This window comes from Amycolatopsis sp. NPDC058986 (assembly GCF_042741125.1).
GTDB lineage: Bacteria > Actinomycetota > Actinomycetes > Mycobacteriales > Pseudonocardiaceae > Amycolatopsis.
Map to the genome: position 1 here is coordinate 5,791 of NZ_JBHYJW010000075.1, position 24,005 is coordinate 29,795.

Annotated in this window: 21 protein-coding genes; 3 read left to right on the forward strand and 18 right to left on the reverse strand. The window is 69.2% G+C overall.

Going from position 1 to position 24,005, the window contains the following annotated elements; genetic code table 11:
* Window positions 1-273: 273 nt before the first annotated feature.
* Window positions 274-1,161, reverse strand: a complete 888-nt coding sequence (locus ACFW0G_RS40010) for an LLM class flavin-dependent oxidoreductase (protein ID WP_378330747.1) — start codon at window positions 1,159-1,161, stop codon at window positions 274-276.
* Between the two features lie 124 nt (window positions 1,162-1,285).
* Here ACFW0G_RS40010 and ACFW0G_RS40015 point away from each other — a divergent pair, with 124 nt between their 5' ends.
* On the forward strand, window positions 1,286-2,089 hold the full coding sequence (locus tag ACFW0G_RS40015; protein ID WP_378330771.1) for an HAD family hydrolase: 804 nt from the start codon (window positions 1,286-1,288) through the stop codon (window positions 2,087-2,089).
* 567 nt (window positions 2,090-2,656) lie between these two features.
* Here ACFW0G_RS40015 and ACFW0G_RS40020 read toward each other — a convergent pair.
* From ACFW0G_RS40020 to ACFW0G_RS40065, 10 genes are all read right to left on the reverse strand, one after another.
* Window positions 2,657-3,388, reverse strand: a complete 732-nt coding sequence (locus tag ACFW0G_RS40020) for a lysophospholipid acyltransferase family protein (protein WP_378330748.1) — start codon at window positions 3,386-3,388, stop codon at window positions 2,657-2,659.
* Between the two features lie 32 nt (window positions 3,389-3,420).
* Entirely contained in the window at window positions 3,421-4,893 is a 1,473-nt protein-coding gene (locus ACFW0G_RS40025; protein WP_378330749.1) for a hypothetical protein, read from the reverse strand.
* Entirely contained in the window at window positions 4,890-6,554 is a 1,665-nt protein-coding gene (locus ACFW0G_RS40030; protein WP_378330750.1) for a hypothetical protein, read from the reverse strand. Before ACFW0G_RS40030 ends, ACFW0G_RS40025 begins: the two co-directional genes overlap by 4 nt.
* Before the next feature lie 207 nt (window positions 6,555-6,761).
* The gene (locus ACFW0G_RS40035) at window positions 6,762-7,748 is read right to left on the reverse strand and encodes a lysylphosphatidylglycerol synthase transmembrane domain-containing protein (RefSeq protein WP_378330772.1); all 987 of its coding nucleotides are present in this window, start codon (window positions 7,746-7,748) and stop codon (window positions 6,762-6,764) included.
* A gap of 118 nt (window positions 7,749-7,866) precedes the next feature.
* Window positions 7,867-9,126, reverse strand: a complete 1,260-nt coding sequence (locus ACFW0G_RS40040; RefSeq protein ID WP_378330751.1) for an acyl-CoA reductase — start codon at window positions 9,124-9,126, stop codon at window positions 7,867-7,869.
* A 76-nt stretch (window positions 9,127-9,202) separates the two neighbouring features.
* Window positions 9,203-10,258, reverse strand: a complete 1,056-nt coding sequence (locus ACFW0G_RS40045; protein ID WP_378330752.1) for an acyl-protein synthetase — start codon at window positions 10,256-10,258, stop codon at window positions 9,203-9,205.
* The gene (locus ACFW0G_RS40050; protein ID WP_378330753.1) at window positions 10,255-11,652 is read right to left on the reverse strand and encodes an AMP-binding protein; all 1,398 of its coding nucleotides are present in this window, start codon (window positions 11,650-11,652) and stop codon (window positions 10,255-10,257) included. Before ACFW0G_RS40050 ends, ACFW0G_RS40045 begins: the two co-directional genes overlap by 4 nt.
* On the reverse strand, window positions 11,649-12,380 hold the full coding sequence (locus ACFW0G_RS40055; protein ID WP_378330754.1) for an SDR family NAD(P)-dependent oxidoreductase: 732 nt from the start codon (window positions 12,378-12,380) through the stop codon (window positions 11,649-11,651). The genes ACFW0G_RS40050 and ACFW0G_RS40055 overlap by 4 nt, the downstream gene beginning before the upstream one ends.
* Window positions 12,380-12,619, reverse strand: coding sequence for an acyl carrier protein (locus ACFW0G_RS40060; protein WP_378330755.1), 240 nt, complete (start codon window positions 12,617-12,619; stop codon window positions 12,380-12,382). Before ACFW0G_RS40060 ends, ACFW0G_RS40055 begins: the two co-directional genes overlap by 1 nt.
* Before the next feature lie 11 nt (window positions 12,620-12,630).
* Window positions 12,631-13,362 (reverse strand): UDP-N-acetylglucosamine acyltransferase, encoded by a 732-nt coding sequence (locus ACFW0G_RS40065; protein WP_378330756.1) that lies wholly within the window; start codon window positions 13,360-13,362, stop codon window positions 12,631-12,633.
* Window positions 13,363-13,548: 186 nt separating this feature from the next.
* Between ACFW0G_RS40065 and ACFW0G_RS40070 the strand changes: the two genes are divergently transcribed.
* Window positions 13,549-14,655, forward strand: a complete 1,107-nt coding sequence (locus ACFW0G_RS40070) for a DegT/DnrJ/EryC1/StrS family aminotransferase (RefSeq protein WP_378330757.1) — start codon at window positions 13,549-13,551, stop codon at window positions 14,653-14,655.
* Window positions 14,652-15,608: a Gfo/Idh/MocA family protein gene (locus ACFW0G_RS40075; protein ID WP_378330758.1), complete on the forward strand. Its 957-nt coding sequence runs from the start codon at window positions 14,652-14,654 to the stop codon at window positions 15,606-15,608. The genes ACFW0G_RS40070 and ACFW0G_RS40075 overlap by 4 nt, the downstream gene beginning before the upstream one ends.
* 52 nt (window positions 15,609-15,660) lie before the next feature.
* Here the strand turns inward: ACFW0G_RS40075 and ACFW0G_RS40080 are convergent, their stop codons facing one another.
* The 7 genes from ACFW0G_RS40080 to ACFW0G_RS40110 all read right to left on the reverse strand — a co-directional run bounded on the left by ACFW0G_RS40080 (window position 15,661) and on the right by ACFW0G_RS40110 (window position 24,001).
* The gene (locus ACFW0G_RS40080; RefSeq protein WP_378330759.1) at window positions 15,661-17,607 is read right to left on the reverse strand and encodes an MFS transporter; all 1,947 of its coding nucleotides are present in this window, start codon (window positions 17,605-17,607) and stop codon (window positions 15,661-15,663) included.
* A gap of 309 nt (window positions 17,608-17,916) precedes the next feature.
* Window positions 17,917-19,317, reverse strand: coding sequence for a M28 family metallopeptidase (locus ACFW0G_RS40085; RefSeq protein WP_378330760.1), 1,401 nt, complete (start codon window positions 19,315-19,317; stop codon window positions 17,917-17,919).
* A gap of 54 nt (window positions 19,318-19,371) precedes the next feature.
* Window positions 19,372-19,947: a Uma2 family endonuclease gene (locus tag ACFW0G_RS40090; protein ID WP_378330761.1), complete on the reverse strand. Its 576-nt coding sequence runs from the start codon at window positions 19,945-19,947 to the stop codon at window positions 19,372-19,374.
* 59 nt (window positions 19,948-20,006) lie between these two features.
* Window positions 20,007-20,636, reverse strand: coding sequence for an acyltransferase (locus ACFW0G_RS40095; protein WP_378330762.1), 630 nt, complete (start codon window positions 20,634-20,636; stop codon window positions 20,007-20,009).
* Window positions 20,623-21,819 carry a glycosyltransferase family 4 protein gene (locus ACFW0G_RS40100; protein WP_378330773.1) on the reverse strand — a complete coding sequence of 399 codons (1,197 nt, stop codon included), beginning with the start codon at window positions 21,817-21,819 and terminating at the stop codon, window positions 20,623-20,625. Before ACFW0G_RS40100 ends, ACFW0G_RS40095 begins: the two co-directional genes overlap by 14 nt.
* A 29-nt stretch (window positions 21,820-21,848) precedes the next feature.
* The gene (locus ACFW0G_RS40105) at window positions 21,849-22,778 is read right to left on the reverse strand and encodes an NAD-dependent epimerase/dehydratase family protein (RefSeq protein ID WP_378330774.1); all 930 of its coding nucleotides are present in this window, start codon (window positions 22,776-22,778) and stop codon (window positions 21,849-21,851) included.
* Window positions 22,779-22,861: 83 nt separating this feature from the next.
* Window positions 22,862-24,001, reverse strand: coding sequence for a DegT/DnrJ/EryC1/StrS family aminotransferase (locus ACFW0G_RS40110; protein ID WP_378330763.1), 1,140 nt, complete (start codon window positions 23,999-24,001; stop codon window positions 22,862-22,864).
* Window positions 24,002-24,005 lie beyond the last annotated feature (4 nt).

The following is a 24,005-nucleotide window of genomic DNA, read 5'->3' on the forward strand; positions in this document are numbered from 1 at the left end:
CACGCCCAGCCGCTCGGGGGGGGGGGGTGGGGGGGTACTCGCGTGTTTTTTCCAGGGGGTGCCCGTGACTCAACGGGTTCGGGTTTGCCCAAATCACCGCCCCCGCGGTCTCCGCTGCCCCGCGCCCGCCCCTGCCGCGATCACGAGGACCGCCCGCTCCCCGATCACCCCCGGGTGCCTTACGGACCGTCCCCCAGACGTCCTACTTGCTCGACGATCGGCGTGGGTAATCGGTTTCCGAGCGCGACGATTGTCACCCGTTCGTCGTAAGGCCTACGAGGCCTGGAGACCCGGAAGGACGTCGCTCGCGACCTTCTCGAGCACGAGCTCACGGCCCTGGTACGGCTCACCGGAGCGCGGCCAGTGGACGAGGATGTCCGTGAAACCCAGCTCGGCGGCTCGTCCGGCGGCGTCGCGGAAGGCCTCGACGCTGGACAGCGAGTACAACGGGGACGCGTCGAGACTCAGGTGCCGTTCCACGGTGGAGACCTCGCGGCCCGCGGCCGTGGCCCGCTCGTCGAAGAGCGCGGACAGCTCCGCGACGCCCTTCCACCAGCCGTCGAGGGTGTCCCCGCCCTTGCCGGTGGTCACCCAGCCCGCGCCGAAGCGCGCGGCGAGCGTCATCGTGCGCGGGCCGTTGGCGGCGACCACGAACGGCAGCCGGGGACGCTGGACCGTGCCGGGCGGGTTCCGGGCGCCCTTGGCGCGGTAGTACTCGCCGGCGTAGTCGAACTTGTCGGTCATCAGCAGCCCGTCGAGCGCCTCGACGAACTCGGTGAACCGGTCGGCGCGCTGGCGGGTGGTCAGCTCCGGGCCGTCGAACACGGCGGAGTCGTACCGGGTGTGGTCGACGCCCGCGCCGACCCCGAGGACGAACCGGCCGTCGGAGATGTCGTCGAGGGTGATCAGCTCGCGCGCGAACGGCACCGGGTGCCGGGCCACCGGCGAGGCGACGAACGTGCCCAGCTTGATCCGCGAGGTGACCGTCGCCGCCGCGGTCAGCGTCGGGATCGCGGAGAACCACGGCCCGTCGATCAGGGTGCGCCAGCCGAGATGGTCGTACGTCCACGCATGGTCGAAGCCGTACTCCTCGGCAGCACGCCACTTCGGCTCGGCGGCCCACCAACGGTCTTCCGGAAGGATCACGATGCCTACTCGCACGCCCGGACCGTAGCAGTGAGGGTGACCTTCCTTTCGAAGGGCGGAGGCGGCGATGTCGGCTATCGCGCAAACCGGATGATCTCCCGGCCGCTTCGGGGACAATGAGGGGGTGGAGAAGCCTCTGTTGATCGCGTCCGACGTCGACGGCACTTTGCTCGGCCCCGCCGAGGTGCTGAGCGAACGCACGATCGCCGTCGTGCGCCGGGTGCTCGAAGACCGTGTGCCTTTCGTGCTGGCCAGCGGCCGCCCGCCCCGGTGGATCGCGCCGGTGGCCGGGCCGCTGGGCCTGACCGGCTACGCGGTGTGCGCGAACGGAGCGGTGCTCTACGACATCGGCCGCGGCGAGGTCGTCGCGGTGCACGGCCTGCTGGAGCCGGAACTACTGCACGACATCGCGGCGACACTGGACAGCGCGCTGCCCGGCTGCCGGCTGGCCGCCGAGCGGGTCGATCTCGGCCCGCTCGACGAGTCCGACCTGCGTAACTTCGTGATCGAGCCCGAGTACCACAATCCGTGGGGCGACGGCGAAGGCCGCTACGCGCCGCGCGCGGAGGTGCTCGGCCACCCGGCGATCAAACTGCTGATCAGCAAGCGCGGGATGGAGTCCGACGAGATGGCGCTCGCGGCGCGGGAGCTGCTCGACGGCGCCGTGGACGTCACCTACTCATCCTCCGGCGGGCTGATCGAACTCGCCGCGCACGGGATCACGAAGGCGACCGGCCTCGCCGAGGTGGCCGGGCGGCTCGGGGTGCCGCGGGAGCGGATCATCGCCTTCGGTGACATGCCGAACGACGTGGAGATGCTCACCTGGGCCGGGCACGGCGTGGCCATGACGAACGGCCATCGCGCCGTGGTGAAGATCGCCGACGAGATCACCGGCCCCGCCGCCGAAGACGGGGTCGCCCAGATCCTCGAACGCTGGTTCTGACGCGTTCCGAAGGTGTCCACAATGGATACTTTGCGGGCTGTGCCGAAGTTGGGAAGTGCTGGCCAGGGGTCGCTTTCGCGGCTGTGTGGCGCTGTTGGTATCACGCCGGTTGCCTCGTGGTGTGTTCCGCTTCGCGACAGGCGAGGCCACCGCACGAAGCCCGGCACCGTCACGACGAGCCCGCGAGCAACACACACCCCAGCAGTCACGCCTTCCCAGGACCGCCGAACGTCGTTAAGGGGTCCTTCACGGCGCTCAACCACAGCGTTCAACGCCGTGAAGGAGGCCTTCACGGCAGCACGATCCACAAAGGACACTTCCGGCGGCCCTTACCGGACTGGTGAACGGGGCACTGGGGTGCAGCCACGAGCCGGACATCCGCGGTGAGGCCCTACCGGAGCCACGGAAACGGGCTTCGCCGAGCCCTCCATCCGCGGGGGCGCCCCCCTGAACCAGCCTATCGCCGGAGCGTGACGGAAAATCCGGAAACGGGGCGGGGAGGCTGGAGTTGTCCACATCGGGAGGTGCCTGTGGACAACTGGGAGAAAGCGGCGACTTGGAGGAGTCTCAGCGTTTCCGGTCCAGTTCCCTGGCCTCTTCCGGGGTGGGGGCGGTGCCGCCGAGATGGGCGGGGAGCCACCAGCGCTCATCGTCGGAGGCGGGCTCGTCCGGGTAGCCGGCCTGGGCGCGGTCCAGCAGCGCTCCCATGCGCACCCGCAGGTCCTTGGACAGCACCTCGGGGTCCTCGTCGGCACCCGGCCGCAGCGCTTCCCCGGCGATGATCGAGATCGGCACGTGCCGCTGGGTCAGGTTCTTCGGCCTGCCCTTGGTCCACAGCCGCTGCGTGCCCCACAACGCCATCGGCACCACCGGCACCCCGGCTTCGGCGGCCATCCGCACCGCGCCGGACTTGATCTCCTTGACCGTGAACGACTGGCTGATCGTGGCCTCCGGGAACACGCCGACGACCTCGCCCGCCTTCAGCCGCTCGACGGCCTCGCGGTAGGAGGCCAACCCAGCCGCCCGGTCGACCGAGATGTGCCGCATCCCGCGCATCAGCGGCCCGGCGATCCGGTTCTCGAAGATCTGCTTCTTCGCCATGAACCGCACCAGCCGCTTCGCCGGGCGGGCGCCGAGGCCGCAGTAGATGAAGTCGAGGTAGCTCACGTGCGTGCACGCGATGACCGCGCCACCGGTGGCCGGGATGTGCTCCGCGCCCTCGATCCGGATGCGGTTGTCCAGCACCCGGAACATCAACTTCGCCGCCGCGATCACGGGCGGGTACACCAGCTCAGCCATTCCGCAAGGCTACGTGACCGTAGGGAAGAAACCTACGGATGCGTAGGTTTTGCGGACCAGATCACCGGGTCCCGGCGACCGGGCTCGCGCGGGAGCAGCGCGAGCGGCACGGCGAGCAAGGTCGCGAAGAGTGCCACCGCCTGGTGCTTGATGTTCTCGATGCCGTCGCCCAGCGCGGCCAGGACGAACTGGCCCACCGCGACGGTCAGCAGCAGGCCGAGTACGACGCCCAGCGCGGTCCGCCGATGCCGAAGGCCACGCCACGCGACGAACAGCCACAGCGGGACCAGCGCGAACAGCCGCAGCGGAGCGAGCAGACCGGTCAGCCACGAAGCCACCGGCATCCGGTACTCCTGGGCGTGCGGCGGCAGCCCGGCGGAGACGTCGAAGCTGCCGAGGTAGTCCGGGCGGGCGGTCAGCAGGTCACCAGCCGCGCGGTTCAGCACCTCGAGGGTGCGTCCGGGGTGACTCGCGAAGTACCCCACGACGTTGTGGCGACTCAGCTTGTCGCGATAGCGCGGGTACTCGGGATCGAGCGTCGCCGGGTTCGGATGCCACCAGCCGTTGCCCGCGTACTTCGCGAAGGCCGGAGGCAACCCGAGCGCCGCGAGGTCGGCCTGGGTGTCGTGCTTCCCGTCGATGATGTTCAGGAAGACGGTGTTGAACATGTTGATCTCACGCGAGTCGTCGCCGGGACGTACCGCGAGCGTGCCGTCCGGCGCTTTCGCAGGCTCGACGGTCTGCTGCGCGTAGAGCGTCAACCCGCCGAGTGCGCCGATGACGAGCAGCGACGGCACCCAGCGCGCGAGGCCACGCCGGCCATCCGGCCGGATCAGCAGCACCGCGACAGCGAGCAGGGGCAGGACCATCAGGGTCTGGACCTTGGCGTTGACGGCGACGACCCCGCCGAAGACCGTCACCGCCGTTCCCGCGTAGCTCCACCATCCGCCGCGCGCCATGAGCAGGAGCCCACCGATGGCCAGCAGCAGGCCCAGGAACGCCGCGCCCTCACCGAGTACCGAGGCGAAGTAGCCGAAGAACGCCGAATCACCCACGACCAGGAGCAGCCCGGCCGCCACCGCGATCCGCACGCCGCGGCCGTACGGCAGCCCGAGGACGATCGCCGCGACAGCGGCCGCAGCGAGAGCACTGCTCACAATTCCGAGCACTGTCAGACTCAGTGACCCGTGCTCTCCGAAGAGATCACCGATCCACCGGGCGGCGCGGGCGAGCCAGCTCTGGCTCAGCAGGTAGGTGGGTTCGCAGGTACCGCCCGGCACGTCGTAAACCAAGCGCACGAACGGTTCCGGCTGGCTCTTCCACGGAATCCCGGCACCGCACAGCACCCGGAACCCGTCGCCGTTGTCGGACATCGCGACCGGCCGAGGCACCAGGAACCGGATCAGCAGCAGCGCCAGCGTGGCGCCGAAAACACCCAGGCCGAGAAGCGCTTCCACCCGAAACCGCCTGACCGGTGCTGGGCTCGGCGCGGTGTCGACACTCACGAAGGGCAAGGTACGTGACGGAATTCCGGCGCCTTGTCGAGGTCGTCGACGACGGTCTGCGCCTGTTCGGTGCGCGGGTACAGCGCGACCCAGTACGACGTCCCTTCCCGGTGGAACGTGGCGACCTGGTACTTCCCCGCGTAGATCGGGTCGATGGCGCACCGCTGGCTTTCGGTGTACCCGGTCTCGGTCGGCACGGCGACGGTCGGGCGCCGCGCGTTGACCACGTAGTCGTAGTCGGTGACGACGCCCCGCTCACGCCGGCCCTCCCGGGCGATGTGGTCATCGGTCTGGCCGAGGACGTCGACGACGAGCAGCTGCGGTCCCATCTCGTACGCCAGCGCTCCCGGCGAGGACGCGCTGATCACCGACCCCGGCGGCAGGTATTCGCCCAGCCACGCGCCGATCTCCGACAGCTGCGCGCCCCGTGCCTGCCACCCGCGGACGCGGTCGAGCATGTCCGGGCTGAACACCGAGACCAGCACGGCGATCCCGGCGAGCCCCGCGGCGGCCACCGGAACCAGGCGGGTCCCGGCAGGCCACGCCCGCGGACGCGGCGACGGCTTCGCGGTGGCGACGGCGGTCAGCACGCCGTACGCGGATACGGACGCGACAGCGAGCAGCGGCGGTATCGGCACGAGCTGACGCCATGACAACGAACCGTCGCCACCCAGCAGGACCGCGAACACCGCCAGCCCCGCCGCGACGGCGAACAGCAGCCAGATGACCGAGCGAGCCTCGATGTCCGGCCCGCCGCGACGCAGCAGCAACGCGACCGCCGCGACCAGGCCGAGCAACAGGAAACCCTGATGCACCAAGGAAAATCCGGACAGGTAGTGCCAGCCCTCTGTCACCCGCGCGCCGAACGTGCCGCTCAGCCGCGCGTCGATCGCCGTCGGCAGCAGGTGGCCGTAGTACGTGACGCGCCAGGCCGTCCACGGAACGAGGAACACCAGCGCACCGAGCGTGTACCCGGCGGGCGCCCACCAGCTGTGCTTGCCCCGCAACGCGGCGAACACCAGCCACAGTCCGGCGAGGACCGCCACCACGAGCCCGTCCGGCCGGGTCATCACGGCGAACGCGACGAGCACCCCCGCGACGACCGGGCGCCGGGCCACGAGTGCGTAGCAGACGGAGAGCAGCAGGAGGACGAACAGCGGCATCTCGGTGCCGGACGGCCCGTAGACGGCCAGCCCGCTGGCACCCGCGGTGAGCAGCGCGGCGGCGACGCCGAGTGCGGGGCGGGGTTCGGCGCCCTCCGGCAGTGCCCGCTCGACGATCCGGTTCACGAGGAAATACGCGAGCAGCACCGAACCGAGCGCCGCGATGACCCCGAGCGTCACCGCCGCGCCTTCGACGCCGATGCCGAACGCGGCCTTCGGCAGGGAGATGAGCACGAGCCACAGGAAGTTCGCGTAGCCCTCGACCCGCTCGCCCGCGTTGAACACCGGCCCGTTCCCGTCGGCTATGTTGGCCGCGTACCGGAACGCGATGAAAGCGTCTTCGGTGATGGTGGCGAACAGCAGCTGGTGCAGCAGGGAGAACCCGAGGACGAGGGTGAGCACGAAGCCGCGCCAGCCGTGGACGGTGGCGATCCGGCCCCAGGTGGTGACGATGAGCGCGGCCAGCAGGAGCCAGGCGCCCACGACCGCGTAAACCACCCGGCCCCCCAATCTTCGACCGCCTGCCGCGTTCTCACCGCGTGCGAATGATTATCGATCATCCTGGCAGGATGTTGCGTGCGGGTCAGTCAGCACGGGACGATTCCCGTGAATCTTCCCCTTGTGTCACTCATTCGGCCGGGATCGCGCGCACGTGATCAGCCGTTCGGACGTATCGGACGACGCCGGTGTGCGGCTTGCGAGGGTTCAGGAAGCGGTGAGGGAACGCGACGAAGTGGCGCGCGCGGCGACCGCGGCGCCGCCGGCGGTGAGCAGGTCGGCAAGGGTGAACATCACGCGCGACGCGACGGCGAACGCCGTGGCCTGGCCGACGGTGAGGCCGCTCGCGGTGAGGACCGCGACCTGCGCGACCTCGCGGACGCCGACCCCGCTGGGCAGGATGAAGGCGAACGTGCCGACCGTCATCGACACGGCCATCGCGCCGACGCACAGGATGAATCCGTCAAGGCCGGGCGCGCCGACCGAGTTGGCCAGCAGCCACAGGTGCACGCCCTGCAACGCCCACGCCGCCGTCGAGGCGCCGAAGACCTTGCCGACCACCGCCCAGCCGAGCGGATGCTCCAGCGCCGGTCGGCGCAGGATCCGCAGCACGAGCGAGGTGCCCCAGGTCAGGATCTTCGGGTGCAACATGGCGAGGCCGACCGGGATGAGCACGAACAGCCACAGCGCGCGGGGGCTGTTGCTGAACACCGCGGGCGCCGCGAGCAGCGACACGACGAGCGCGGACACCACGCCGACGCCGAGCTGGATCAGCGACGCGGTGAAGATCCGCGCCCTGGCCAGGCCCGCCTTGCGGCCCAGCTCCATCTGCAGCAGGTAGGCCCACACCGAACCGGGGACGTACTTGCCGAGCGAGCCGACCAGGCAGATCTGCGAGCCGCGCGCGTAGCCGATCGGGGCGCCCAGATCGTCGACCATCGCCTGCCACCCGTAGGTGGAGACCATGATCGCCGCGACGAGTGCGAGCAGGCTCAGCAGCGAGGACTGCCAGGCGACGTCGGACAGCGTGTGCCAGAACTCGTCCCAATGCGACACGAGTGCCTTGGCCGCGAAACCGACGACGGCGATGATCGCGACCCAGCGGACGACGTCGAGGATCCGGGCCTTGGCGGATTTCGGCTGTGGGAGGACCGCCGTCCCCTCTTTGCCGGATCCGGCACCCTCCGGCTCAATGGTGGTCGTCACGGGCAGCCCCTTTGAAAAGCGCGGCGGGAGCGCTCAGGCGACGCGATCGCGGACGCGGATTCGCGGACAGACACTGGCACTCCTCACAGCCACGGAAAGCGGCAGGTCAAGCCTGCACCGTGACCAGGCGGCTGAATTCGGCCAGCAGATCGTAACCGTCCCACACCGCCGAGAAGGTGAGGGCCGATCCGAACGGAACGATCCGGTCGACACCGCGGCCGGCCAATTCCGTCACGAATTCCGTCAATTCCGCAGCGCTGAAGCCGAATTGACTGACGGTCTGATCCTTGCGGAGCACGATCGGGACCAGCTCGCCCAGCGTGTCGACCCGCGCGTTGGCGAAGGTGCCCGCGCCCAGCCATTCCCGCGGCAGGCTCGCCGGGTCGGCCAGCTCCAAAGTGGCCAGTCCGTTCCGGTCGGCGCCCGCGCCGTCGAACGAGATGGCGGTGGCGATGCCGTCCACCGCGGCGCCGTACGCCGAGACACGCTTCTGCACGGCCATCGCGGGCTCGGTGACGTGCTGTTTCGTGGCCAGCACCTCGGCGAGCAGCGTGCGGAACTCGCTCCCAGCGGCCTTCGCGCCCTCGGCGTCGCCGACCCAGAACACGGCACGCGGCGACGAGCACGCCGCCTGGTCGAACCAGTACGAGTCGTTGTAGAAGCCTTCCGCGGCCGCGCGGCGCTGGTCTTCGGACGCGTTCTGCCAGCCCGCGACCGACGCCACCGCGAACGACGAGCGGTCCGGGAAGGTCAGGTCACGGGCGTGCGGGGCCAGCGGGTACTTCCGCAGCGCCGCGACCGAGGCGTCACCACCCCAGATCACCCGCAGGTCCGCCGCCAGCGACAGGGCGCCGCTGATCTCGTCGCTGCGGTCGTAGGTGACCATGCGCTGTGTGGCGGTGATCGCCGCCGCGGTCGCCGGGTCCACTTCGGACAACGCGTCGTTCAGCGCGTCGAGCACGGCCTCGGCCGCCCCGGCCGAACGTGAGGAGACGCGGACGACGTTGTGGTTGCCCGCCAGCGCGGACAACGCCCACGAGTACACGAAGATGGTGTCCACATTGGCCGGTGGCACGTGGAAGACGAGCCCGCGCGGGAACCGCAGAGCGCCACCCGAAGTGTCCAAAGTAGACAGTGCCTTGGCGATTTCTCCCTTGCGCAGGAAGAAACCCAGCGAGGCCAGCTCAGGGAACCTGCGCGCTGTCGCGGGCGCGAGCAGCTTGCGCGCGAACTTGGTGACGAACTCGACGATGCGCGGGTCACCCACGCGCAGGCGCCCGCCCGGCGGCTCGGCACTCAGCTCGTCGACGAGCGCGCCGACCTCGATCGAGTCGGCCAGCGGAAAACGTTGAGTCAAGGCACTCATGCGATCGCCTCGCTCCGCGAGACAGTGTCCAATTTCTTTTGGCGCATGATATCCATGATTCGCTCGCAAGCTTCGCTCATGCGGCCGCACCCCCGGAGAACGTGTCGGAGCAGCCGCGGGCCTCGGCCTTGGGCAGGCGGCCGAGCACCGAGAAGTGCTTGCCCGGCCAGTCACCGTCGTCGATTCCGTTGTACACGCCCAGATCCTCGGTGAGCAGGACGTGCCCGGGGTAGGAGCGCGGGAGCGTCGAGACGACCTCGATGACACCCGGCTCGCCGACCGGCTGCTCTTCCCAGGTTTCCGGGTTCCGGATCACGACGTCGGCGAAATCGGGGCAGTACAAGGAGTTCCCGGACGGGCCTTCGAGGAAGACGGTGCCGATCTGCTCGATCATGCCGTAGTAGTTGTGGATCCGGGTGAGCCCGGTGTCCTCTTTGAACCGGCGGCGGAACTCGGTGTTGTCGACCGCGCGGTCGATCAGCTTCTTCCAGCCGCCAGAATGTATGAGGATGCCGTTGGACAGGTCGAGCCCGTTTTCCCGCGCCACCTCGTACAGATACAGCCACACCATGAAGGTGAAACCGAAGATCAGGAACGGCTTGTCCCCGTACTCGGCGAGGAACTTCTTCACCGCTTCGATGTCCGGCTCGTCGTTCTCGTCGAGCACGTAAGTGTGCTTGCGGCCGAAGTTCGCCATGCCCAGCACACCCGCGCCGCGCGCCGAGAACGACCGGCGGTTCTTGATGATGCCGATGGTGTCGACCATCAGCATCGGCAGCCGCTCGCCGCCGAGGACCTCCTGCAGCGTGGCGCCGAGCTGTTTCGTCTGCGCCGCGGCGGCGTCCTTGTCCAGGTAGATCCGCGACGCGCCCGCCCCGGTGGTGCCGGACGAGGTCAGCGTCTTGAACACTTCGGCGTCCGGGATGCTCTTGAGGTCGTGTGTCTTGAACATGCGCACCGGAAGCCACGGCAGGTCCGCGATGCGCTCGAACCTCGTGTCCTCCGCGATGCCCAGCGACGACAGAATTCGTTGGTAGCCAACGGAATTCGCGCGATGGTGCGCGGTCAGCTCGGCGAGCTCGGGCAGCAGCGACGCCTCCCGCTCGGCCTGCGACCGAGTGAACACACTCATACCTGCCCCTCCAACGTCCGGTAGTCGATCTTGCCGCTGGCCAGCAGCGGCACGGTGTCGATGGGCCGCACGTCGAACCCGCTGGTGTGCAGGTGCAGCCGCTCGGACAGCGCCCTCGACGCGTCCTTGCAGATGTCCTTGTCCGCCCCCTCGGCGAACAGCACGACCTTGTCCCCGGCGGGAACGGCGGCCACGACGTCGATCCCGACGGCGGCGGTGCGCACCGCCTGCTCGAGATCGTCGAGGCTGACCCGGTTGCCGAACACCTTGCCGATGCGCTTGAGCCGCCCGGTGATGAACAGGAACCCGTCCTCGTCGAGGTATCCCAGGTCACCGGTGGCCAGCACGCCGCCGTACTCGTCACCCTTGGCCAGCTCCGACTCGTCGTCGGCATAGCCCATCATCACGTTGGGACCACGGTAGACGACCTCACCGACAATTTTCGGATGCGTCGTCTCGGACCCGTCGTCCCGCCGGACCGCGAAGGCTCCACCGGGCAGCGCGGGCCCGGCGGAACCGAGCTTTTCGGCCAGCCGCTCGGCCGGGACGGTGGTCATCCGCGGCGACGCCTCGGTCTGCCCGTACATCACGAACATCCGGCCGCCGACCCCGCGGATCTTGTCGTTGAACTCCGCGACGAGTTCGTCCCGCAGCTTCCCGCCCGCCTGCGTCAGCGTGCGCAGCGTCGGGTACTTCGCCGGGTCGAATTTGAGGCGCCGCAACATTTCGTAGTGGTACGGCACCCCCGCGAGCGAGGTCACCTTGTGCTCGTTCACCGCGTCCCAGAACCCGCGGCCCAGCACACCGGACGGCTCGATCACGACGCTCGCGCCCCGGAGCAGGTGCGAGTTGAGCACGGAAAGCCCGTAGCTGTAGTGCAGGGGAAGGCTCGTCGGCGCGACCTCGTCGGAGTCGATGGCGAGGACCTGCGCGATCGCGTCGGCGTTCGAGAACACCGCGCCACGCGACAGCCGGACGAGCTTGGGGTTGCCGGTGGATCCGCTGGTCGGCAACAGGATCGCGAGTTCGGGATGCGGCTCGACGGCGTCCGCCGTGGTCCGTACCCAGTGCTTGCCGGACTCCGCGTACTCCGCCGGGACGTCGGCCTCGGGCGCGGAAAGCACCGCCGCGGGGCGGAAGCGCTCGATCAGCCCGCCCAGCACGTCGGCGTCGAGTGCCGGGTCGATCAGCGCGATCGCGCGGCCGGACTCGAACGCGGCGAGATAGTTCAGCACGCTTTCCAGATCGACCGACATGCGCGCGAAAAGCACGCCGGCGGGCAGTTCGGCGAGCGCGGCGGCGAGCCGGGCCACCTCGGCGTCCAGTTCCTGACCGGCCAGCGTGCGGCCCCCGGCCACATCGATCAGCCGAGCCCCGACACCCAGCAGGGTCATAGCACCAAGCCTCCGTCGATCCCCAGTACCTGGCCGGTGATGAACGACGCCTCGTCACTCACCAGGAACCGGATCGCCTTCGCCACGTCCTCGGGACGGCCGAGCCGCCCCAGCGGCGTCTTACCCACGTTCTCCGCGACGGCGTCCTCGCTCAGCCCCGCGGTCAGGTCCGTCTCGATCACACCCGGCGCGACCGCGTTGACGCGGATCCCCGAGCGGCCGAGTTCCTTCGCCGCCGAGCGCGCGATGTTCGCCACCGCCGCCTTCGACGCCGCATACACGGTCTGACCAGCACTTCCGTACTCGCCGACGATGCTCGCCAGCACCACGATCGCGCCGGTTTTCTTGCGCATCATCGCGCGCGCGGCCGCCTGCACGGTGTGCAGCGTGCCCGCGACGTTGGTACTCAGCGTGGTCTCGACCAGTTCCTCGCGGATCATGCCGAGGAGCGCGTCCTCCATGATCCCGGCGTTCGCGACGACGACGTCCAGCGCACCGTGTTCCTTGGCGACACCCCTGACCAGCGTCGACACGGCTTTCGCATCGGTGACGTCCAGCGCGAGCCCGGCGGCGGCACCGGCCTCGGCGGCCGCCTGCTTCGCACGCTCCTCGTCACGTCCGGTGAGCACCACCGTCGCGCCCGCCTCGGCGAGCGCCCGCGCGGTGGCAAGGCCGATGCCGCGCGTCCCGCCGGTGACCAGGGCGACCTTGCCGCTGAGATCCCCCATTACTTCGACTGCAGCTCGGTCACCATGTCGACGGCGACCTTGAAGCTGGACATGTCGATGACCTGGTCGGTGTCGAACTCGACGTCGAACTCGTCCTCGATGGCCGCGACCAGCGCCATGTGACCGACCGAGTCCCACGCCTCGATGTCGCGGTACTTCAGGTTCTCGACGTTGACGTCGTCACCGAGGTCCAGTGCCTCGACGAAGACCTCGCGCAGCTTGGGGGCGACATCCGCCATAACCGTTACTCCTAATGCTCGTCGCGCGGGCGAGCGTCCCACGCCTTCACCAAGGTAGAGAGGTCGCCGGGCAGCCGGTCGGCCAGCCCGCCCTCCGGGAGCGATTCCTTCCCTTTGAGCCACGGCCCGAGTGCCTCGATCGTCTCCTCGTCCAAGCCGCGGCGGGACAGCCCGACCTGGTTGACGCCGGTGACACGGGCCGGGTTGCCGACCGCGATGGTGAACGCGCCCACTTCGCGGCGGACCGCCGAGCCCATGCCGACCATCGCGCCGGGGCCGATCACGACACGCTGGTGCAGCACCGCGCCCATGCCGAGGTTGGCGCCGTCCCAGATGTGGCAGTGGCCGCCGGTGATGACGTTCGAGGCGATCGTCACGCCGTCGCCGACCAGGCAGTCGTGCGCGATGTGGCTGCCGCGCAGGTAGTAGCCGTCGTCGCCGAGCGTGGTGGTGCGCCAGGTGCCCTGGTGCACGCTGACGTACTCGCGGATGCGGTTGCGGCTGCCGATGACGACGCCGTGGCCGTCGTGGTCCGGGTCTCCGGTCGGCGCGGCGTCCCAGGCGGCGGGGTGCTCGCGGTTACGGTCTTCCCCCGGCGTGCCGATGGTCACGTGCGGGCCGATCCAGTTGCCGTCGCCGATACGGGCGGGGCCGACGATGACGGTGTACGGGCCGATGACGTTGTCCTCGCCGAGTTCGACGCCTTCGCCGATGACGGCCGTCGGGTGGATCCGGTTAGACACGAGTTTCCATTCGTCGGCGGCTGCTGGCAGCCTGGGGGGTCAAGGCCGGGCAGCAGCGCCCGGTAACGTGTGGCCCGCGTTGTGCAGGGCGGCCGGGCGCAGCACCGGCGGCTTTCCGGCCTCACGGCCTGAGCGCTCAGCACTGTACCCGACGCACCGAAACCACCTGCCGAGAGAGACTTGCCGATGATCCCCATCACCGTGGTCGACGTCCGTGACGCGGAGGACCTCGTCGTCGAGGTGCTGCGCTCCGGCGCCATCGCACAGGGACCGATGGTCAAGCGCTTCGAAGAAGCCTTCACCGGCGTCACCGGAACCAAGCACGCGGTCGCGGTGAACAGCGGCACGACCGCGCTGGTGGCCGCGCTGGAGGCGCTGGACCTCCAGCCCGGCGACGAGGTCGTCACCTCGCCGTTCACCTTCGTCGCGACGCTGAACGCGATCCTGGAGGCGGGCGCGACGGTCCGGTTCGCCGACATCCGGCGCGACGACTTCGCGATCGACCCGGACGCGGTCGCCGCGGTGATCACCGACCGCACCAAGGTCCTCATGCCGGTGCACCTGTACGGCCAGACGGCCGACATGGGCAAGCTCGCCCCGCTGGCCTCGGAGCACGGGCTGCACGTGATCGAGGACTCGGCGCAGGCCGTCGGCGCGTCGTTCGAGGGCAAGCCCGCCGGGTCGTACGGCATGGGCTGCTTCTCGCTGTACGCGACGAAGAACACGACGACCGCCGAGGGCGGCGTCATCACCACGGACGACGACGCGCTCGCCGACAAGCTGCGGCTGCTGCGCAACCACGGCATGCGCGCCCGCTACCAGTACGAGCTCGCCGGGCACAACTGGCGGATGACCGACCTGCACGCGGCGGTCGGCATCCCGCAGATGGCCAAGATCGACCAGATCATCGCCGCCCGGCAGGCGAACGCGAAGCGGCTTTCGGACGGTCTCGCCGGGACGCCGGGGCTCGACGTCCCGCAGGTGCTGCCCGGCCGTGAGCACGTGTGGCACCAGTACACGGTTCTGGTCGGCCCGCACGCGATGCTCTCGCGGGACGAGTTCGCCGCCGCCCTGACCGAAAAGGGCGTCGGGAACGGGATCTACTACCCGAAGATCGTCTTCGACTACGACTGCTACCGCGGCAACCCGCTGATCCCGGACGCGCGCACCGAGGACTTCCCGGTGGCTGCTTCCGTTGCGGCACAAGCACTTTCGCTTCCGGTGCACCAGCACCTGAGCGAGTCCGACCTTGACAAGATCATCGAGACGGTTCGCGAGGTACTGGGCGCATGACGCACCGCATCGCTCTCATCGGCACCGGCAACATGGGCTCGCTGCACGCCCGTGTGCTTTCGGCGAACGAACGGGTCGAGCTGGTCAGGGTGGTGGATCCGCGCGAGGAGGCGGGGCGCGCCGTCGCCGATCGCTACGAAACCCAGTGGGCGCCGGAGATCGGCTCACTGTCCGATGTGGACGCCGTGGTGCTGGCCTCGGCCACCGAGGTGCACTACGACCTGGCGCAGGAGATCCTCGGCCAGGGCAAGCCGCTGCTGGTCGAGAAGCCGGTGTGCAACAGCCTCGAGGCCTCGCAGGAGATCGTCGGGCTGTCGGCGAGCAAGGACGTCCCGCTGATGTGCGGGCTGCTGGAGCGCTACAACCCCGCGGTGATGACGGCGCGGGCGCTGGTCAACGAGCCGGTGCACCTGATGGCGCGGCGCCACGGCCCGTACGCGCCGCGGATCAAGACCGGCGTCGCGTGGGACCTGCTGGTGCACGACGTCGACCTGGCGATCCAGTTCTTCGGCGGCGCGACCCCTTCGCGGGTCACCTCCGGTGCCGGGTACTTCCACCCGTCGTCGGTGGAAGGCGCCGAGGACACGATCGAGACGGTGCTGTCGTTCCCGACCGGGCTGGCCACGGTTTCGGCGTCGCGGCTGGGGCAGCGCAAGGTGCGCTCGCTCGTCGTGTCGGAGCTGGACCGGCTGATCGAAATCGACCTGCTGCGCCGCGACGTCACCATCTACCGCCACGTCTCGCACGACTCGGTGACGCCGGACGGGCTCGGCTACCGGCAGCAGACCGTCATCGAGATCCCGGAGCTGGTCACCGCGCGGGAGCCGCTCGCCACGCAGCTGGACCGGTTCGTGGATCTGCTGGAGGGCAAGGTCGACGCCGAGGACGAGCGGTCGCGGATCCTGCCTTCGCACGATGTCGTCGCGCAGGTGCTGACGCAGGCCGCTGCCTGAGGTTTTCTTTCGTTTGGTCCATGGGGCCCGTACGTCCGTCCGTTGTGGACAGTCAGGCGGAGCGGGCGAGGGCGGCGCGGACGATCGCGGTGACCCGGTCGGCGACGTCTTCCGGGGATTCCTCGGGGTCGACGACCAGGTGCCGGTCCGCCCGGTAGGTCGCGATCTCGGCGATCATCTGACCGACCTGCCAGTGCTGATCCGACGAGGCCGGGGAAGCGGACGACGCCGAGTCGAAGAGCACCACGAGATCCGGGGCGGGATCGGCGGCCCAGGAGGCGAGTTCGCGCAGGTCGTCGACATCCTCGGCGGCGGAGGCGAGCGGCACCAGTTCGGCGAAACGCCGCGTGACCACGATGCGCCCGGACTCCAGCGCCGACGTCACGCGCTCGACGGAGTCGGCGTGCACCGCGGCCGCCACGAGCGCACGCGCCCGCGTCCCTGTGAGGTCGACCAGCGACACCACGTCGTGCTGCCGCGCGAGATCCATCGCCGGGTCGACGGCACACAGAGAGTCACCGAATTCGACGCCGAGCCGTTCGACGAGCCGGCTCGCGCGTGTCCCGTCGGTTTCGCCTTCCAGCACAAGGAGAAATCCCCGCGTGTGCGCGGGCCGCCTGCTCATCACGCGGACCAGGTCGGCGATCCCGGGCGACTTGCTCTTGGCGTCCATCTGCCGGTACGCGACGACGCCGATCACGGCGCACACCACCCCGGCGCCGAGGATCACCGGGCGGGTGCCGTCGACGACCAGCGGGTGCCCCCACAGGGAGAACCGCTGCTTTCCGATCACCGTGATCAGGATCGGCGTGACCGCCACCGTGCAGCCGACCACGACCTTCAGCATCGACTGGTAGATCGCGTTGATGCGGCCACGCATCGCGTCCTCGACCTTGGACCCGATGATCGTGATCCCGGTGAGGAACGCCGTCCCCGCACACGCCCCGACCAGCGTCACGGCGATCATCGCGACGGTCAGATGCGGCGAAAGCGCCACCGGGATCAGGCAGATCCCGGCCAGCACGATGGCGAGACCGAACAGCCGCGCGTGCGGCACCCGGCGAGCCAGCTTCGGCGCGCCGAGCAGCCCGGCGACGAGACCGACGAAGATCGCGAGCAGCAGCAGGCCGAACGCCGCCTGTCCACCGAGCAGGCTCAGCGCGTACGGCTGCGCGGCGCCCACCACGGCCCCGCCGGCGGCGAACGCGCCCATCATCCCGATGAGCAGCCCGCGCACGACGCGGTTGCCGCGGATGTAGCGGGCGCCGTCCCGCAGCATCTCGCGGAATCCCGGCCCCGCGGGACCACCGGGGCGGACGCGGGCGACCCGCTGCGACAGCTCGGGCAGCCGCGTGGCGATCGAGACGGCGCTCGCGAGGTACAGCAGCGCGGCGATGACCACGCACAGCTTCAGGAAGCCGCGAAGGCCCAGCATGTCCTGCGGCACATGGAAAACCGCGGGGATACCGGTGACGAAGGTGAACAGCCCGCCGCCGATCGCGACCGAAACGCCGTACGTCATGACGAGGCCGAGCTGCGTCGCGGACTCGACCTGTTCAGGACCGCGCAACAGGTTCGGCAGCGCGGCGTCCTTGCAGGGAATCCACATGATCGCGGCGACCTGGACCAGGAACGTCCCCGCGAAAACCCACCAGTACTCGTCGACGAACACGATCGACAGCAGCAGTCCGAACCGCAGGACGTCGGCGATCACCATCACGACGCGCCGGTTGAACCGGTCGGCCAGCAAACCACCGATCGGCGCGAACACCAGGCCCGGCAGGATGTTCGCGAAGAGGACGCCGCTGAACGCGAAGTTCATGCCGATGGCGTTCGGCGCGAGCTTTCCGGCAAGCGCGGCGAGCGTCATGACGGTCAGCCAGTCGGCGGAGCTGCACAGCCCGGTGACCAGCCACAACCGGCGAAAGGGCCGGGACGCCAGCACTCGTCGCGCGAGATGAATGGTGGACGTCCGGGGTTTCTCGGAAACCGTGTCCACGGTTGGCATGCCGATGTGGACACACCCCTTTCCGGCTCTGTTCGCGGAGATCCGTCGGGCTGAGCGACGGTATCACCGCAGGTTGCGGCCGTTCTCGCGCAGTCCGCCCGTGTACAGAGCGCAACAATGGGGTTCTATTTTCGGCGATTTTCCGGCGTGCTCCGGTGACGGAATGCGCCTGGGGGAACACTCTTTGCGACACTCGGAGCGGGCGCGCAGTGGAGCGAACTCCGCCTGAAGTCGAACTCGCGTGATTGGGCGCGTAACTCGCGTGATTGGACGGAGAACTCGCGTGATTGGGCGCGTAACTCAGGTGGTCACGGGCGTTGGGTAGGCGACGGGGCTTCGGTGGCCAGCGGCGTCGATGGCGCGTAGGCCGAAGAAGACGTTGTCCTTGGACAGGTCGATCTTCGCGCTCGTGACGTCGCCGACGTCGATGCGGTGCGTCCAGTCCGGTGCGGTCGTCTCACGCCACAGGACCTCGTAGCCGACGGCCCCTGCGGAGCGCTGCCACTGCAACTCGCTGGAGTTGGTGAGCGCGGCCGTCCGGATGCCCACCCCGACCGGCGTTCCCGGCGCGGTCGCCAGTGACCACAGTGCGGCACCGTTGACCCGCGCGACCCTGGCGATGAAGCCGAAATCGCAGAACTCCGGCAAATCCCCGAACTGGACACCGTTCTCGACGCGGACGTTCTGGTGCTGGTGCGCGAAATTCTCGGCGGGCTCGGTGAACCGCGCGGCCGGATAACGCTGCTCCAGGAACGGAATGTGGTCACCGCCGCGCAGGTACCGGTCGCGGCGATAGACCACGCGCACGTTCATGCCGGTCGCGTCGTTTTCCGCAACAGAACGGACGAACCGCGCGAGCTGACGCGGCGGCGAGTCGTTCTCGCCGCCGATGCTGCGCCGCAGGTTCGCTTCGGCCGGGGTCTCGGCGGTCGGGACGCCCTCGGCGAACAGGCGGATGGTGCGCGGGTCACGGGTGCCGTCGTCGGCGGTGCTGGAGCCGACGATGTCATTGGTGAACATCGCCTGCACGTCCGTGTTCGCCGCCCGGAACCGCGTCGCCATGTGCCGCGCGCCGTGGAGTCCCTGCTCCTCGCCCGCCACCGTGGCGAACACGATGGTCGCGGCGGTCTTCCGGGTCGCGAACACCCTGGCCAGCTCCATCGACACCGCGACACCGGACGCGTCGTCGTCGGCGCCGGGTGCGTCGCTGGTGGCGTCCATCGGGTCGGAACAGCGCGAGTCGTAGTGGCCCGAAACGACGTAGACGCGCCCGGGATCGGACGTCCCGCGCAACGTCGCGAGGACGTTGGTGATGCGAGTCGGCACCGGGACGCGGTCGCCGGGTGGCTGGACAAAGGACTGCGACTCGACGGTCATCCGCCCGTCCGACGCGGCGGCGTAGCGCTGCAGCTCGGCGAAGATCCAGTCGCGGGCGGCACCGATGCCGCGTTTCGGATCGTCCTGCGAGGAAAGCGTGTGCCGGGTGCCGAACGAGGCCAGCTTGCGCACGATCGCCTCGACGCGCCGCTCGTCCACCTCACGCAGGATCGCGCGTAACTCCCGGTCCGGGCGCTGCGGCAGCACCGGACGTCCGGGCCCGCGATCGCCGAGTTCCGCCGCTCCGGCGGGCGTGCCACCAAGAGCCGTCGCGGCGACGGGAAGCGCCGCCGATGCCGCCAGGAAAGCCCGCCTCCGCACCATGCCGACCTTGATACCGCCGCGGCTCGCCGCGGGATACCGCCGACGGTATGCGAATCAGAGCCGCTGGGCGCGGGGCGTGGTGAGGGCGTTCAGGTCGATGGTGATCGGAGTGCCCTCGAAGTCCAGTTCGGCGGCACCGGAGTGCTCGCCGAAGTTCTCGTACTCGCCCTCGACCAGGCGGTAAGTGATCATGCTGACCGGGTCGTCGAGGTCGACGATCCAGTAGTGCTCGATGCCGACCTCGGAGTACTCGGAGAACTTCATCACCCGATCGGTCCGGCGAGTGCCCTCCGACAGTACCTCGATCACCAGGCGTACGTTCTCAGCACCGAGCCGGGCTGTTTCCGCATCTACGAGCTTACTCGGAGCGACAACTACATCGGGTACCCGGACGGTCAGCGGCGACTCGTGGATGACCACCTCGACCTCGCTGAACGCGCCGAACTCGGCGGGCAGCCGAGCATCAAGCAGGTAACCGAGGCGGGTGACCGCCCGCTGGTGGAACCACAACGGACGCGGCGACACGAGAAGTACCCCTTCGACCACTTCGACCTGGAACTCCGGGGTTTCCGGCAGCTCGGCCCAGTCGTCAAGGGACAGGAGATGGTGAGGCCAGTCCACGACACTCATCCGCCTTCTCCTTCACCGTGCGTTACTGGAACCAGTCTCGCATGGAGCCTGCCGTATTGCTACTGCTCTGTGTAGTCGCCCGATGGGGCGCCCCAGCCTGTTACATCGCCGCCACGCTCCTCCGCGATCGCCCGCCGCCGCGCGTTCTCCGCGCGCACTCGGTCCACTTCGGACTGGATGTATTCCTCGTCGTAGCGCTGGAACACCCGCGCCGGATTCCCCGCGACCAGCGAACGCGGCGGAACGTCCTTGGCCACCACGGAATTCGGCTGTACCGTGGCGAAATCGCCGATCGTCACGCCTGCCATGATCACGACGAGGCCGCCGATGAAACAGCCCTTGCCGATCTTCACGGGTTTGCGCTCGATCAGGTCGCTGCCGGAATGGTTCTGCAGCGTCATGTTCGCCAGCCAGCTGGAATGCGTGAAAATCAGCGTGTTCAGCCCGATGCTGGTGTGCTCGCCGATTTCCAGCCCGCCGCTCGCGTCCAGCGCGGCGCCCTCGCCGATCCAGCAGTGTTCGCCGATCCTGAGGTTCTCCGGGCTGATGATCTTGACGCGTTCCCGCACCCGCGTGGTTTCCGGCAGTCCGTAGAACTTCGCGCGCTCGGCGTCGTTCATGTACTGCGAAACCAGCTCGGTCAGGATCTGCGGGCGCAGCCGGTTGCTGCGCTCGTCATCGAAGAACATCGGCGTCCGCCACGAGTTTGTCGAAGGTGCGCAGGTGTTCCTCGGCGACGACGTCGAGGCCGAAGTTGGCCCGCACCATGGCACTTTCGCTGCGCGCGATCGCGGCGCGGTGTTCCGGGTCGTCGAGCAGTTCGAGGACCGTGCGCGCGACGGCTTCCGCGTCGTCCGGCCGCACCAGCAGGATGTTTTCGCCGTTGCGCAACTGGATTCCGGGGTAGTTGTCCTCGGTGACCGACGCGATCGTGGCCGTCTCCGAGAGCATCGCCTCCAGCGACGCCGTGCCGCAGCCGCCGTTGAGGTCGTGCGTGACGATGTCGGCCGCGGCGAAGTACGCCGGGACGTCTTCCTTCGGCACCGCGCCGGTGACGATCAGCGACTCGGCGACACCGAGTTCCTCGGCCCGCTTGAGAAACGCGTCGTGGTAGACGCGGCCGACAACGACGACCTTCACCCCGGGATGTTTGTCCACAATGGACGGCAATGCTTCGACGAGCGGAAGCCGGTTGCGCAGCGGGATGACGTGCCCGAGTGAGACGATCAGCGGCGCGTCACCGATTCCGTGTTCCTCGCGGACGTCCTTCGTCAACGGCTTGTCGAAGTGCGCGACGTCGACCGCGATCGGGAAGTACTCGGAGTTCGCGTCGTTGGTGCCGTAGCGCTCGACGCAGTAGTCGACGCCCAGCTTGTCCAGGATGACGTACCGCGGCCTGAGGTAGCGCAGGATCGGCCGCACCAGCACCGCGTCAAGGAACCGGAACACGCTTCCATACAGCTTGTTGTCGCTGATCAACAACGTGTGGATGGTCAACAGCGCCGGAATTCCGTGCCGCCGCGCGTAAATCCCGGCCAGCCACGAAAGGTCGAAGAACTGGCCGTGCAGGTGGATCGCGTCCGGTTTGAACTCGTCGAGCAGCTTCCACAGCCGCCGCCAGTTCCCCGGCCGCAGCGACGCGAAGCTCATGTCGAAGTCGATCGACAGGCCGAGCTGCGGCATCTTGACCGCGGGCAGCCGGACGACGCGGTAGCCGTCGCGCTCCTCCTCGGCGGGCGCATCGGCGTAGGCCGCGGTGATCGCGAGGACCTCGTGGCCGCGCGCGGCGAACTGAGCGGCGAGCGACGCGGCCATGTGCGCGCTGCCGCCCACGCGCGGCGGGAAGAAGTTGTTCACCACCGCGATGCGCAGCGCACGCCCTTGTGCGGGTCCCGCGGAGGTCACGGGGTGTCACTCACCAGTTCACGCATACCGTCCTCGACCGAGATCTTCGGCTCCCAGCCGAGGACCTCGCGGGCGCGGGTGATGTCGGCGGCGCGGCGCGACACCAGTACGTCGCGGTCGTTGAACTGCGGCTCGACGTCGACGCCGACAGCCTCGATGAGGATCTTCGCCAGCGTCGCGATGGACGTGTCGATGCCGGTGCCGATGTTGATCGGCAGGTTGCCGCGCGCGGATTCCAGCGCGGCGACCACGGCCCGCGCCAGGTCGGAGACGTGCACGAAGTCCATCGACTGGTCGCCGCGGCCGTCGATGATCGGCGGCTGGCCGTTGCGCAGGCGCTGGATGAAGTGGTTGATCACCGAGGTGTAGTAGGCCTCGATCTTCTGGCCGGGGCCGTACACGTTGAAGAAGCGCAGCGCGTTCCAGGACAAGCCCTTCTGCCGCTCGTAGAACCCGAGCAGGTCCTCGCCGGCGCGCTTGCTGATGCAGTACGGAGTGAGCGGGCGCAGCTCGTCGTCCTCGTGCATCGGCAGCCGCTCGGGGTCGCCGTAGACCGAGGCCGTGGACGCGAACACCAGGCGCTCGACGCCTTCGTCCGCGGCGGCGGCGAAGACGTTGTGGTTGCCGATCATGTTGATGTCGATCGACTCGTGCGGGTCGGCGATCGACTTGTTGATCGACACCGTGGCGAAGTGGATGACGTGCGTGCAGCCGCGCATGGCCTCGCGCACCGCGCCGCCGTAGCGGACGTCCTTCTCGACCAGCTCGACCTTGCCGGTGGCGACGAACTCGTTGACCCTGGCGCGGTCGCCGCGGGTCATGTTGTCGAGGATCCGGACGGTGTAGCCGCCCTCGATCAGCAGCGGGATGACGTGCGCGGCGATGAACCCGCCGCCCCCGGTGAAGAGGACCTTCTTGTCGGACATGGTCACGCTTTCTCCTCGATCGGCGTCCGGGCGGTGGGCAAGGGATTTCCGGCCTCCGCGGCCTGAGCGTTGAACACAGTTGCTCATCTGAGGCTGTGCACGGCGTCGCGCACGGTCGCGGTGACGCGGTCGACCTCGGTGTCGGTGAGGTTCGCGTGCATGGGGACGGCGAGGTGGCGGGCGAAGGCGTCGGCCGAGACCGGCAGCGGCGGCTGGTCGCCGTAGATCGGCTGCAGGTGCGAGGCGTAGGTGCCGAAGTTGCACTGGACGCCCTGCTCCCGGATCCGCAACGCGAGCGCGTCGCGGCTGATCTCCGGCGCGACGGTGAGGATGTAGGCCTGCCACGGGTGTTCGCGGTCGGGCAGTTCGACCGGGACAGTCAGTCCGTCGATGTCGGCGAACGCCTCGTGATAGCGCTTCGCCACCGACCGGCGGGCGGCCAGCAGATCCGGCAGGCGGTCCAGCTGGACGTTCATGATCGCGGCCTGGATGTCCGAAAGCCGGAAGTTGTAGCCCAGTTCGTGGAAGCTCGGGATCGGCAGGCTGTTGGAACCTTCGCGGGAAATCGCGGGTTCGATGCCGTAGGTGTGCAGCTTGCGGGCCCGCGCGATCAGGTCCTCGCGGTCGGAGACCAGCGCGCCACCCTCGCCCGCGGTGATGCCCTTGCGGCCGTGGAAGGAGAACGCCGCGAGGTCGGCGAGGCTGCCCGCCGGGCGCGTCCGGTACGTCGCGCCCGCGGCGCAGGCGGCGTCCTCGAACAGCCAGAGGCCGTGCTTGTCGGCGATCGCGCGGTACTCGTCGAAGTCCCCCGGCTGACCGGCGACGTCGACGGCCAGGATGCCGACGGTCCGCGGCGTGATCGCGGCCTCGATCGCGGCCGGGTCGGCGCTCCAGATGTCGGGGCGGATGTCGGCGAACACCGGCTTCGCGCCCGCCTGGACCACGGCGTGGCCGGTGGCGGGGAAGGTGTAGTCGCCGACGATGACCTCGTCACCGGGCTGGACGCCGAGCACCTTGAGCCCCAGGAACAGGGCGGAGCCGCAGTTGCTCGTGCTCAGTGCGTGGGCCGTGCCGACGGTGCGCGCGAAACGCTCCTCGAAGCGGCGGCAGGCGGGCCCCGCGCCGGCGAGCCAGCCGGAACGGAACACCTCGGCCACGGCGGCCAGCTCTTCGTCGCCGACGGTCGGCTGGCCGAGGACCACGGGTTCCTCGCTGTTCGACATACCT